The 11207-nt window shown below is 41.2% G+C and carries 12 protein-coding genes; 5 read left to right on the top strand and 7 right to left on the bottom strand.

Translation table 11 applies throughout. The features are described 5' to 3' along the window. Nucleotides 1-88: 88 nt before the first annotated feature. The 4 genes from ACOAOT_RS22575 to ACOAOT_RS22590 all read left to right on the top strand — a co-directional run bounded on the left by ACOAOT_RS22575 (nucleotide 89) and on the right by ACOAOT_RS22590 (nucleotide 4313). A complete protein-coding gene (locus ACOAOT_RS22575; RefSeq protein ID WP_420219001.1) occupies nucleotides 89-1015 on the top strand; it encodes a 1-phosphofructokinase family hexose kinase in 927 nt (308 codons plus the stop codon). Then, entirely contained in the window at nucleotides 1012-2832 is a 1821-nt protein-coding gene (locus ACOAOT_RS22580; RefSeq protein WP_420219002.1) for a fructose-specific PTS transporter subunit EIIC, read from the top strand. Before ACOAOT_RS22575 ends, ACOAOT_RS22580 begins: the two co-directional genes overlap by 4 nt. Before the next feature lie 10 nt (nucleotides 2833-2842). Then, entirely contained in the window at nucleotides 2843-3694 is an 852-nt protein-coding gene (locus ACOAOT_RS22585) for a class II fructose-bisphosphate aldolase (RefSeq protein WP_420219003.1), read from the top strand. A gap of 76 nt (nucleotides 3695-3770) precedes the next feature. Beyond that, complete coding sequence (locus ACOAOT_RS22590; RefSeq protein WP_420219004.1) at nucleotides 3771-4313, top strand: hypothetical protein; 543 nt, start codon at nucleotides 3771-3773, stop codon at nucleotides 4311-4313. Between the two features lie 2 nt (nucleotides 4314-4315). On the opposite strand, the gene ACOAOT_RS22595 is transcribed toward ACOAOT_RS22590, so the two are convergent. The 7 genes from ACOAOT_RS22595 to dpsA all read right to left on the bottom strand — a co-directional run bounded on the left by ACOAOT_RS22595 (nucleotide 4316) and on the right by dpsA (nucleotide 10062). Further along, complete coding sequence (locus ACOAOT_RS22595) at nucleotides 4316-5071, bottom strand: ABC transporter permease (protein WP_420219005.1); 756 nt, start codon at nucleotides 5069-5071, stop codon at nucleotides 4316-4318. Nucleotides 5072-5087: 16 nt separating this feature from the next. Next, complete coding sequence (locus tag ACOAOT_RS22600) at nucleotides 5088-5861, bottom strand: ABC transporter permease (protein WP_420219006.1); 774 nt, start codon at nucleotides 5859-5861, stop codon at nucleotides 5088-5090. After that, nucleotides 5854-6777 (bottom strand): ABC transporter ATP-binding protein, encoded by a 924-nt coding sequence (locus tag ACOAOT_RS22605; protein WP_420219007.1) that lies wholly within the window; start codon nucleotides 6775-6777, stop codon nucleotides 5854-5856. The genes ACOAOT_RS22600 and ACOAOT_RS22605 overlap by 8 nt, the downstream gene beginning before the upstream one ends. A gap of 86 nt (nucleotides 6778-6863) precedes the next feature. Then, a complete protein-coding gene (locus ACOAOT_RS22610; protein ID WP_420219008.1) occupies nucleotides 6864-7790 on the bottom strand; it encodes a sensor histidine kinase in 927 nt (308 codons plus the stop codon). Between the two features lie 3 nt (nucleotides 7791-7793). Beyond that, nucleotides 7794-8489, bottom strand: a complete 696-nt coding sequence (locus ACOAOT_RS22615; protein WP_420219009.1) for a response regulator transcription factor — start codon at nucleotides 8487-8489, stop codon at nucleotides 7794-7796. Between the two features lie 136 nt (nucleotides 8490-8625). Further along, nucleotides 8626-9204, bottom strand: coding sequence for a dipicolinate synthase subunit B (locus tag ACOAOT_RS22620; protein ID WP_420219010.1), 579 nt, complete (start codon nucleotides 9202-9204; stop codon nucleotides 8626-8628). Between the two features lie 15 nt (nucleotides 9205-9219). Beyond that, nucleotides 9220-10062, bottom strand: a complete 843-nt coding sequence (gene dpsA, locus ACOAOT_RS22625; RefSeq protein WP_420219011.1) for a dipicolinate synthase subunit DpsA — start codon at nucleotides 10060-10062, stop codon at nucleotides 9220-9222. A gap of 119 nt (nucleotides 10063-10181) precedes the next feature. On the opposite strand from dpsA, the gene dapA reads away from it, so the two are divergent. Then, a complete protein-coding gene (gene dapA / locus ACOAOT_RS22630; RefSeq protein ID WP_420219012.1) occupies nucleotides 10182-11075 on the top strand; it encodes a 4-hydroxy-tetrahydrodipicolinate synthase in 894 nt (297 codons plus the stop codon). Nucleotides 11076-11207: the final 132 nt, after the last annotated feature.

Consider the following 11207-nt stretch of genomic DNA (forward strand, 5'->3'; position numbering starts at 1 on the left):
TTTTTCATAACCTGAAAAGATTTTCATAGCAATCTTCTCTATAATGACAGGTGAGCAGAGATTTTCATAAAAGGAGAGGTGGAATAAAGTGATCTATACATTGACGGCAAATCCGGCGATTGATATGAATATCTCGTCTAATGGAATTATGGGAAAGGTGGTTAATCGGACGTTTGATGCTGTTTATACTCCCAACGGCAAGGGGTTAAACGTCAGCTATTGCTTAAACAGGTTTGAAACACAGTCCGCTGTTCTTGGTTTTTTCGGCGGTTTCTCCGGGCGGTATATTGTTGAGGAGACACAGAAGATGGAAATTCTGGTATATCCGGTATGGGTGGAGGATACAACCAGAATCAATATCTTTTTAAATGACAGGACCGAGGAATACAAATTTGTTAATGAAGGGTCTTATGTTTCTCAAAACAAGCAGAGAGAGCTGTGCAGGCTTATGGAAGCTCTTGAGGATATGGATACGCTAATTGTCAGCGGAAGCCTGCCAAAAGGGCTGACAGATTCTTTTTATGATGAGATTCTGGATATCTGCAGGAAGAAGCAGACGGCTGTTATTTTGGACATCAGTTCTCCTTATCTTAAAAATCTGATGAGGACCAGGCCCTATCTTATCAAACCCAACGATGAGGAGATTAAGGATATCTTCGGAATCGTAATGAGAGATGAGGCTGATATCAAAGATGTGCTTCAGGACCTCCATGAAGGGGGAGCAAAAAATATTCTTTTAACTTTGGGAGAGCGGGGATCGTATTTTTACAACGGAAGTGATTTATACCATGCAGGGGCTAAGAAGATAGAACTGGTCAGTTCGGCCTGTGCCGGTGATGCGGCACTTGCAGGTTTCTTAAGTATATGGCTGGAACGACCAGATGAGATTGAGAGGGCATTAAAGCGTTCCGCAGCGGTAGGTGCCAATGTGGCAGAGAGCAGCGGGCTTGGTTTAATGGATAAAGTTGAGAACTATGAAAAAGAAATTATAGTGAGAAAGGTGGAGGGAGTATGAAATTACTTGGAGTAACAGGCTGTCCTACGGGGATTGCCCATACGTTTATGGCAGAAAAGGCTTTAAAAGCGGCAGCAGGAAAACTGGGGTGTCAGATCAAAGTGGAAACCAACGGAGCCATCGGGGTTGAGAATGCGTTAACGGAAGCTGATATCAAAGGAGCAGATGCCATAATTGTCGCCAGCGATAAAAGTGTGGATCTGGATCGTTTTAACGGAAAGCCGGTTTTGGAGGTGTCGGTTGGAGACGGGGTCAGCAAGGCAGAGGAACTGGTTCAGGCTTGTCTCTCTGGGAAAGTGCCGGTAAGGAGAGGGGCAGTCATTCAAAATCATAATCCCGGTGAAAACCAGAATGCTGCACGTCAGATTTATAAGCATCTGATGAACGGTGTTTCTCATATGCTTCCCCTTGTGGTAGCAGGTGGTGTACTGATCGCCATTTCATTTCTGTGGGGTATTTATTCCTTTGATCCGGCATCGGATCAGTATAACCCGGTAGCTGCCATGATAAAGTCGGTGGGCGGTTATTCCATGGGACTGATGGTAACAGTTCTCAGCGGATTTATCGCCCAGTCCATCGGCGGACGCCCAGGGCTTTTGGCAGGTCTGGTGGGAGGAGCCATTGCAGCTGGTACTGATGCGGGATTTCTCGGAGGAATTGTGGCTGGCTTTTTATCCGGGTATCTTTCCCAGGGGGTTGTCCGTTCATTAAGAAGACTTCCCAGGCAATTGGAAGGGCTAAAGTCCATTTTCATTGTGCCAATTGTAACCATTGGCGGAGTGGGAATCCTGATGATGCTGTTTGCCCAGCCATGTGCGGCTCTTAATCAATGGATGATGGCAGCATTGTCTAAGATACAGAATACCAGCCCGGTTCTGTTGGGAATTGTAATTGGCTGTATGTGTGCATTTGATATGGGAGGTCCGGTTAATAAAGCTGCTTATGTGACGGGGACCGTTCTTCTTGGACAGGGGAATTACTATTTTATGGCAGGTGTTTCCGCCGCATGCATTACGCCCCCTCTGGTTCTGGCTATTGCAGCGACCATTAAGAGAAACCGCTTTTCGGAGGATGACCGGACGGCAGCATTGGTTAATTATGTTCTAGGTTTTACTCATATTACAGAAGGGGCGATTCCTTTTGCAGCGAAGAATCCGTTAAAAGTCATTCCCATTCTTATGTTAAGTTCCTCCATTTCGGCTATCGCTACTTATTTGATGAGGGTTGAAGTTCCGGCACCTCATGGCGGCTTTCTGATACTAGGTCTGGTGAATAAACCGGTTGTATGGGTTTTATGTATTTTGCTGGGTTCTTTTGTAGGGGCAGTGCTTTATATTTTAGTGACTCCTGTTTCGAAAAAGAAGACTGCTTTATCTGAAGATTTATTAAAAGAAGAAACTGTTTGCCTTTCGCTTGAAAATACCGGAAAAGAGCAAGTCATTGATGAAATGGTGGCAATGCTTTATGAAGATGGAGTTTTACAGGATGCAGAAGCGTTTAAGAAAGAGATCATAAAGAGGGAGAAGATTTCTTCTACAGCATTTGGAAACGGAATTGCAATCCCCCATGGAAAATCCCCGGCCGTTCGTATGCCCAGAGTAGCAGTTGGATTATCAAAGAAGGGAATTTCATTTGATTCTTCCGATGGAGAACCGGTATATGCGGTATTCATGATTGCTGTGGGAGAGGGTGAAGATGAAGCTCATTTAAAACTCCTTTCTGCTCTTTCGAAAAAGCTTATGGAACCCCGGTTTTTGTCCAGGCTGAAAGAATGTACGGGGAAGGATCAGATGATACGGCTCATTACAGAAGAATAGGAGAAAAAAGATGCCATTAGTTACTTCAAAAGGAATGCTGCTGGATGCACAGAAAGGAAATTATGCCGTCGGGGCTTTTAATGTAGAAAATATGGAGATGGTCATGGCAGTAGTGGAAGCTGCGCAGGAGATGCAGTCGCCTGTCATTTTACAGACAACACCGTCTACCGTCAGATATGCAGGTTTCAATCTTTACTATGCCAATGTAAAGGCGGTAGCGGAGAGAGCCACGGTCCCGGTTGCTCTTCACCTGGATCATGGCAGCAGCTTTGAACTGGCAGTTCAGGCATTACGGGAAGGGTATACCTCTATTATGATAGATGGTTCACAACTACCACTGGAGGAGAATACAGGATTGACCAGACGGGTTGTAGAGACATGCCGCCCCTGCCGGGTTCCGGTAGAGGCGGAGCTGGGGTGTGTAGGAGGTAAAGAGGATGGCAGGAGCAGCAAGAATTCCGGTCTTACTTTGCCGGCTCAGGCAGCAGAATTTGTAGAGAAAACTGGAATTGATTTTCTGGCAGTGGCAATTGGAACTTCACATGGAATATATAAGGGGGCACCCCGCATTCGTCTGGATCTGCTGGGAGAAATTAAAAAGTGTGTACCTGTTCCCCTGGTACTTCATGGGACATCTGGCGTAGAGGATGAGGTTGTTAGAAGCTGCATTCAGGAAGGCATCTGTAAGGTAAATTACGCCACGGATTTAAGGATTGCATTCAGTGATGGGATAAAAAGGATTCTAAGTGAAGACAGTTCCGTGATAGATCCGAAAATTTACGGGAAAATGGGGAAAGAACTGGTAAAACGCTACGTACAGGATAAGATCTGGGTTTGCAAAAGCAGTGGAAGAGGGTTCTAGAAAGAATAATTACCCGGACTGTCTATATAATGGTAGAAATAGAGGGAATCCAGACCGTAGCTGGTAAGGAGGAAACATGAAATTATCTGAAGATCTGGTTGGCAAAGGGTATACAATAGAACCAGTTGCCGAAGAGGACCTGGAACAGTATATTAAGATAAGAAAAGAATTTTTAAAACCATTTGTAGATCAGTATTATGGTGGCTGGGTTGAAGAGATACAAATAATTATTGCTGGTGACCTGTTTCACAGATCCAGAAAAGATGCCTGTTTTTGGAGCGTCAGGTTAAATGGGATAATCACAGGATTCTTAGCATATAAGGAACGGCCGGACCAGATAACAGATGTCTCTGTAACATTGTCTGAGTCCGGTCGTGTAAAGGAACTATTAGATGATTTTCTTGATTTTATTACTCAGTTATCCGATGAGACTAAAAAACCTGTTTTATTGATGGTTTACCAGTCAGCTCCTTTTGCAGAACTCTATGGGGAGCACGGATTTGTCATTTATGGAACATCAAGAACCCACTACCTCATGAGTTATAACATTGAGGACACCAGTGGTATGGGGGATTATAAAAATCGTATTTTTGCAGAAGGATTTCGGAAATGTGTGTAGGATTATGTGTGAGTGTTTCCAGAATAACACATTATAATAAGCAGGTTTGTTAACAAAAGTAAGATAGCCATAGTAATGAGTGAAATAGCAAAACTACCTGATCCAGATGTATTCATGTACTGGTTTGTATCAAATCGGATTATGGTGAGCCCGGATAATATGGGATATATACTGCGTAGTGTGGCATTTTTTATAAACATAGAGAAGTAGCCAAAAAGAAAAGATACAACAACCCCACCCATAAAAGCATCTTGTTTCCTGCTGGTAAAAACAATAATGGGTAAAACTGAAATAAAGGTACAGAGAGAAATAACAGTCATTTGCTCAAAGCCTATTAATAAGGCGGTGAGATCAGGTACTGTTAAACCAGTTATGAAACCTGCAATTAGTGTTATAAAATAACTGTAAAAGCCTAACAAAATACTTATTATACCCATTGCAATCAGCTTTCCATATATCAACTGTGGAAAGCTGATTGAGGTTGTAAAAAGATTTTTTAATGTATCATCTTTGTATTCCCGGTTAATAAGATAACCTCCGATCAGAGTGAAGATTACAGGCATAAATATTGTAGTGCTATTCCATATAGTATGATTGAAAAGGGTTGCAAAATCAAAATTTTCAATCTGTTTTTCTGGAATGGTGACTTTCTGTGTGAATATAGAAAGAATGGATGGAAAGGTCATGCCAATCATACCAACAAGTATGATATGTAAACGTTTTAATTTAATAAATTCCGCTTTTATTATGCTAATCATTGATAATTCTCCTCTCTTAATATTCTCTTTTGTCATAGATTTGTATGATACAAATTATGCAAATCATGGCTTCAAGAAGAACAACAGAAAAGCATATAGGTGTAGAAACAAAGTAATTACTGAGACGTTGATAAAATGTGGTCTGTATCACTCCGGTTGGCGTGTAGAACTGATATAGCCATCGGAAAATAATAGGCACAGGCATTAGCGTTCCGGCATTTAAACCAAGAGGACGCATCATGATCAGGTCACTGAAATGCAAGGTGTAATTTATCAGAGTGTAGAAGAAGACCATGATTACAGACAGAATATAATTCTTGTTAAACCAGACAACCAGGACAATGCATGGCAGAGAAGCAGACCACATTAATAAGCCGGTTGATGCAGTTAGACAGAATTGGAAAAGCGGTTTTGTAACTGGTATGTTTTGTGAAACAACAAATAAGGTACTGACGAAAAAACCTGTAATTTGAAATGCAATTGAAAATATCAGTAATACCAGGAGCTTTACGAGTACCAGCTTCTTTTTTGATATGGGAATACAAAGCAGATTTTTAAGTGTATGATTATCCTGTTCTGTAAAAAACAAGTTTGTTGCTAAAAGAATAAGTAAAGGCATTAAAATTAAAAAGGCATTGTCTTCCCTGACTCCGGATTGGATATCTGCAAAATCTGAATCAGATAAAAGTATTGCGTTAAAAATGGGGAATATAAATGCAGACAGCATACCAAATGTAAAAAGCCGTTTTCTTTTAAATTTTAACAACTCTGCATACAAAAGGTTAGCCAATTCCTTCACCTCCTGTTATTCTCCTAAAGTAGTCTTCCAGGCTGTCTTCGCAGGTGCGTGCTTCTGAAACCTCTAATCCATTTTCTACGAATGTACGATTTAATAAAGCAGCAGGCAGATGATCCTCATATATCCGAAGGCTGTTACCTTGCTCTACAGTAAAATTTTTTGTGTTAAAATTTTTTTCCAGAATTCTGGCAGCCTGAGAGGGATCTGAAATGATAAAATGCAGGTATTTTTCGTTTTTTTCTTCCAGATTAACCAGACTTTCCTGTTCCAGCAGAACACCATGATGGATAATTCCAATGTCATCTGCAAGTAAAGATATCTCTGATAAAATATGGCTGGAAATAAGGATTGTTTTCTTTTTAATGCTGCTTAGCTCTCGGATAAAAGAACGCATTTCGGCAATTCCAATAGGGTCAAGCCCATTCACCGGCTCGTCTAAAATAAAGAGCTCCGGATCATGCATAATTGCCAGAGCAATGGCAAGACGCTGTTTCATGCCTAGTGAGTATTGTGAGAACAGCTTTTTATCACCATAAGGCAATCCAACTGTCTCCAAAGAATCTTGTATTGCATTGCGGGTGGGAGTGCCCCTCAGCAATGCGAAAATTTTCAGGTTTTCGGTTCCAGTCAGATTGGGATAAAAGCCAGGTGATTCTATCAGACTTCCGATTCGGGGCAATATTTTTTTTGCATCCTTTTTTATATTCTTTCCAAATATACGTATTTCTCCGGAAGTCGGATCTGTCAGATTTAAAAGCAGTTTCATCGTTGTAGTCTTACCAGCTCCATTCCGCCCTAACAAACCATAAATACGCCCTTGCCTTACTTGGAGATTTATGTTATTAACGCTTTTCTGCTCACCATACTGTTTTGTAAGATTGATTGTCTCAATGATCATATCACTCAAATCAGATTACCTCCTTTTCTCATTGAAACCATTCTAAATCTGAAACCTTGCATGAACCTTGCCGGAACCTTGCATTAATCTTGCAATTATGGTTCAACAGCCGGAAAATGAATTATAAACTCACTATAAATGTCTGGTTCACTCTGCACATCTATGAATCCATTCATCTTTTCAGTCAGTTGCCTGACAATGAACAATCCAAGACCACTGCCTTTGCCAGAACGTCCCTGATCACATTTGTATAAACGATCAAAAATATGATGTAAGTCAGCCGGAGCAATTCCAATTCCGTTGTCCAGAATACGAATAATAACAGCTGCCTCTTTTATGTACAGTTGAAATGTTATTTTGTCTGCATGGCTGTGGCTGATTACATTTTGGATTAGATTATTGATAATCCGTTGATAACCGTCAGGATCAGCGTTTATAAAAACAGGTTGTTCTGGTATCTCTATTTCATATTGAAGCTGATTCTCTTCAAAGACAGGTATCCAGTTCTTTAAAATATTACGTGTCAGTTCTGCCAGCTCAATTTTTTCAGCAGTCAACGTAAAATCGTCTGAGTTTAACTTAAAACAGTCAAACAGCTGGTCAATATAGTCCTTTAGACTATGTGCTTTCAATCGGGCTGTTTCCAAATAGTCCGCCTGTTCATCAGGACCGGCAATTCCTTTTTTTATGGCATCTAAATATCCGATCAGAGTAGTTAAAGGAGTTCTTAGATCATGGGACAAGCTGGTCATAAGCTGTCGGTTTGCGTTATCTGCTGTCTTGAGTTGATAGATCTGTTCTTCATAACGATATACAATTTCATTTAGTTGATAAGAAAGTTCAGCGGTTAGATCATTATGGACAGCCAGAATTTTGCGGTTACCATTTCCGCCCTGAATATCTGATAACGCCGCTGTTATTTCTACTAATTTCTTCCTGACTGCAAGTAACTTTGAATAACAGAAAATTGCAAAAGAAAGTGATATAAACAGTAGGATGCTTAAAAGAAGTATTACAACCATTTTTTATACCTCCTTATTAAAACGATAACCAATTCCTTTAATAGTCTGAATGTAAAAGGGAGTACCTGGATCAGGTTCTATCTTTTTACGGAGGCGGCTGATAATCGCCATGATATTGCTGTCATCATAAACGTACGCTTCCTTCCATACCGCTTCATATATCTGCTGTTTTGTTAAGATCCTGCCCTGGTTTCTGGCACAGTAAAGCAGAAGATCAAATTCCTTAGGGGGCAGTTCAAAGGTCCCATTTTGAGTTGTAACACTTCTGTTGTCAAAATCAATACTCATTCCCATATATATGAGCGGCTGGGACCTGTCCTGTATTTCATTGAAACGGGTGTATCTGCGAACCAGTGAAATAATCCGGGCAATTAATTCTTCCATATTGAAGGGTTTCGGCAGATAATCGTCAGCACCGGAACGAAGACCATATATCTTTGAAGTGGAGTCATCTTTCGCGGTCAGCATAAGGATAGGAATATTGCTTTTATTGCGTATTTTATCCAATGTCTGAAATCCATTCATTCCAGGCATCATCACATCCAGTAGAATAAGTTGGTATTTCTTTTTATCAAGCATTTCCATGCCGTTTAAGCCTGAGTGACAATAATCTGCACTTATTCCTTCTTTCGCAGCGCATTGTTTGATTAAAACACATAAATCCTTATCATCGTCTATTATTAATATTTGGCAATCCAAGTTTCTCCCCCTTAAACCAATGTTTTATCAGATAGATCCATTTTGCTTTCAGTGTAAACGGATGCGGGGATAAATTCAAGTGAGTTGACTGAATATATACAAAAACCTCCCCTGATGGAAATGGGGAGGTCGTTTTTTAAATAATCACTGGCTGAATCTGCTTTCCATCCAGTGCATATTCCAGCGTTTTACTGATTAGTTCAGTTCGGGCAATCATGGAATTAGGCTTTTTCACGGGATTATCCTGGCCAAAAGGCACAAAATAAATATTTTTTACATTGTAGAGTGTGCCGATATTTTTAAAATTCATTCCAAGAGCATCATTGGTAGAAAGAGAGATAACCAGAGGTTTCTCATTTCTTAAATGTGCTTTTGCAGCCATAAGAACTGGTGAGTCGGTAATTCCGTTTGCCAGCTTTGCCAGTGTATTGCCGGTGCAGGGAGCAATCAGAAGGATGTCTAAATATCCTTTTGGACCAATGGGCTCTGCTTCTTCCAGCCGGAGTATTGGCTTATTTCCTGCTATTTCAGTAATTCGTTCCATGTATTCTTTCGTGCTGCCAAACCGGGAATCTGTGGTCTGGACGTTGGAAGAGAAAATGGGATAGATATCTGCCCCTTCATCTGCAAGAACTTTTATTTCTTCCTCTATTTTGTCAAAAGTACAAAAGGACCCGGTAATTGCCAGGCCTACTTTCTTTCCTTCCAGCTTCATAGTGCACTCCTTTGCCTAAACAGTTTGAGATAAACAGGTGAGAATTGCTTCATATAAAATTTTCGCCGAGGTTTCGGGAGCATAGATTCCAGGGAGGCCAAGGCAAAGCTTTGCACGGATTCCCTGCTGCCTGCAGGCTTCAAAGTCCACACCACCTGGGGCAGAGGCAATATCAATAATGGTTGCCTGCCGGGAGGCCAGAGAGACAAGTTTCTCATCAATGACCAGTGCTGGTATGGTGTTGAAGATATAATCATATCTGCCTATTTCTTTTTCCAAATCACTTAATAAAATCGTTTCAAACCCCATGGCTGATGCAAGTGCCAGCTGGTTTGCTTTTCTTCCTGCTATGGTGATTGAAAGGTCGAGGCCTTTTAGCTTAAGTGCCAGGGTTTTGGCACATCTTCCGAAACCGGTGATCAGGCAACTGCTCTGATGGAGACAGCCGGGGCTTACCCGTATGGCCTCCGCAATGGCGCCTTCTGCAGTTGCAATGGTGTTCTTTATGGTGACATCTTCCATATCCATATAGTCGAAGCAGCCAATTTCATTTTTTCTGGCATATTCTTTCACATATGCCGGAATATTGCCTCCAAACAGGATATGGTCGGAGGTAAGATGGCTTAAAAGATTGCCAATTCCAAGGTCGTTCATTTCATGGGCAGAAAACAGGCTGATTTTATCCTTGGTGAACGGGATAGGACAGAGAATAATATTACTGGTTTCCATGGCTTCCTTCAGTGAGAAGTCTGGGTCGTCTCCGTCAGAATGAAGAACAGTAAAAAAGCCGTTTTCAGTTAAAATGCGGCTTAAATAAAGCTGTCTTGAGTCGCCGCCTAATAGAAGAAATTTATGCATACGGTCATCACTCCTTATACTGGTTTATATGATAAAAAAAATGATTTGTGTATGGTACCATCTGGGAATGTTTGTCATATTTCTGTTAGTATGAACCTATTTTTTAGGAATGAATGTCTATGAATGATGGGATTTTTAAAGGCTCTGCTGCAGCCATTGTTACGCCTATGGATAAACATGGGAATTTGGACCTTGTGGCTATGGAACGGCTGTTGAAATTTCAGCTGGAAAATGGTACAGATGCAATTGTTGTAAACGGAACGACGGGGGAATCCTCAACACTGGAAGAGAAGGAAAAGACAGAACTGCTGGAATTTGTGGTGCATTATGTAAATCACAGGGTTCCTGTAATTATGGGGACGGGGAGCAATTCCACCTCAAACTCAGTAAGGCTTTCCAGAAAGGCACAATCACTTGGAGCATCAGCTCTTTTGCTGGTCACTCCTTACTACAACAAGACATCCCAGCATGGTCTGGTGGAGCATTTTAATACCATAGCAGACCGGGTGGATATTCCGATTGTTTTATACAATGTTCCCACGCGTACAGGGGTTAATATTGAGCCTGAAACTTATTTAAAGCTTTCGGAGCATCCTAATATAAGAGCTGTGAAGGAGGCTGGCGGGAATATTTCCCATATTGCAAAAGTTGCTGCGCTGTGCGGAGACCGGCTGGATCTCTATTCGGGAAATGATGATCAGACTGTACCGATTATGTCTCTTGGGGGGAAGGGTGTGATTTCTGTTCTGGCCAACATCATGCCCCAGGAAATGCATACCATGTGTCAGCTGTTTTTTGAGGGACAGGTGAAAAAGAGCAAAGATATGCAGTTAGAGTTATTACGCATTATGAATGCTATGTTTATGGATGTAAATCCTGTACCGGTGAAAGCGGCTTTATCTGTATTGGGACTGTGTGAAGAGAAATACAGGCTTCCTCTGGTTCCGTTAAAAGAGACGGACAAAGAAAAGCTTAGGGAAATCATGGAATCTTATTTTCTTATTCAGTCATAATAAAAGAAAGCGGGACGGTTGAGTTCTCATCAGCCGTCCTTTCCGTTAATGTTAAGAATATTAATGAAACTCTTTCGAAAATTAATTGATTTTCTAAGCAGTTGCGATCCATAAATCTCCATGCTATATTAA

Origin of the sequence: Lacrimispora struthionigena (genome assembly GCF_048627165.1) — a bacterium.
Lineage (GTDB): Bacteria > Bacillota > Clostridia > Lachnospirales > Lachnospiraceae > Lacrimispora.

Excerpts from the sequence above, each read along its gene's own strand:
- ACOAOT_RS22620 (WP_420219010.1), bottom strand. The coding sequence starts at position 9,204 with ATGAAGCTGGAAGGAAAGAAAGTAGGCCTGGCAATTACCGGGTCCTTT.
- dpsA (WP_420219011.1), bottom strand. The coding sequence starts at position 10,062 with ATGCATAAATTTCTTCTATTAGGCGGCGACTCAAGACAGCTTTATTTA.
- ACOAOT_RS22595 (WP_420219005.1), bottom strand. The coding sequence starts at position 5,071 with ATGATTAGCATAATAAAAGCGGAATTTATTAAATTAAAACGTTTACAT.
- ACOAOT_RS22590 (WP_420219004.1), top strand. The coding sequence starts at position 3,771 with ATGAAATTATCTGAAGATCTGGTTGGCAAAGGGTATACAATAGAACCA.
- dapA (WP_420219012.1), top strand. The coding sequence starts at position 10,182 with ATGAATGATGGGATTTTTAAAGGCTCTGCTGCAGCCATTGTTACGCCT.
- ACOAOT_RS22580 (WP_420219002.1), top strand. The coding sequence starts at position 1,012 with ATGAAATTACTTGGAGTAACAGGCTGTCCTACGGGGATTGCCCATACG.
- ACOAOT_RS22585 (WP_420219003.1), top strand. The coding sequence starts at position 2,843 with ATGCCATTAGTTACTTCAAAAGGAATGCTGCTGGATGCACAGAAAGGA.
- ACOAOT_RS22610 (WP_420219008.1), bottom strand. The coding sequence starts at position 7,790 with ATGGTTGTAATACTTCTTTTAAGCATCCTACTGTTTATATCACTTTCT.